The organism is Superficieibacter electus, from assembly GCF_002915575.1.
Lineage (GTDB): Bacteria > Pseudomonadota > Gammaproteobacteria > Enterobacterales > Enterobacteriaceae > Superficieibacter > Superficieibacter electus.
The window spans coordinates 1-558 of record NZ_PQGD01000089.1 but is presented as its reverse complement, the minus strand read 5'-3'; the positions used below and the strand labels follow the sequence as shown (position 1 = coordinate 558).

Genomic DNA, 558 nt, shown 5'->3' with positions numbered 1-558 from the left:
GGTGCATCCGGGAGGATTCGAACCTCCGACCGCTCGGTTCGTAGCCGAGTACTCTATCCAGCTGAGCTACGGATGCAAATGGCGGTGAGGCGGGGATTCGAACCCCGGATGCAGCTTTTGACCGCATACTCCCTTAGCAGGGGAGCGCCTTCAGCCTCTCGGCCACCTCACCACACGCCTCTTACGAGTGCGTCGAAGAACTTGTTTCTGCTCATCGTCGCTGCGTGGCGCACATATTACTTTCTGGGACTTATAAGTCAAACAATTTTTCCCACGCTTTTATCGTTTGCACACTTCACACACAATTAGCCTGTAAAAACGGCAAAGAGAGTGATTTTTCGACGGAAAATTCGCAAGGCGCACGCAGACAGATGTCGAAGATTACAAGGGGAAAAGACGGTACGAAGGTGGGAGTAAAATGAAAAACAGGAAAACGATAGCAGGAGGGTTCCGGCGGGGGGGGGGGCCGCCGGCGGCGCCCGCCCGAGCGAGAGACAGGAGGGGGGGGGGGAGGGGGAGGGGAGTGAGGAGGGAGGAGAAGCGGAGCTAGCAAGGCAA

Annotated in this window: 2 tRNA genes; both read right to left on the bottom strand. The window is 56.6% G+C overall.

Annotation, left to right across the window (positions count from 1 at the left end):
• Nucleotides 1-2: 2 nt before the first annotated feature.
• Nucleotides 3-76: transfer RNA gene (locus tag CHU32_RS27935), tRNA-Arg, on the bottom strand.
• A 3-nt stretch (nt 77-79) separates the two neighbouring features.
• A tRNA-Ser gene (locus tag CHU32_RS27930) sits at nt 80-172 on the bottom strand.
• Nucleotides 173-558: the final 386 nt, after the last annotated feature.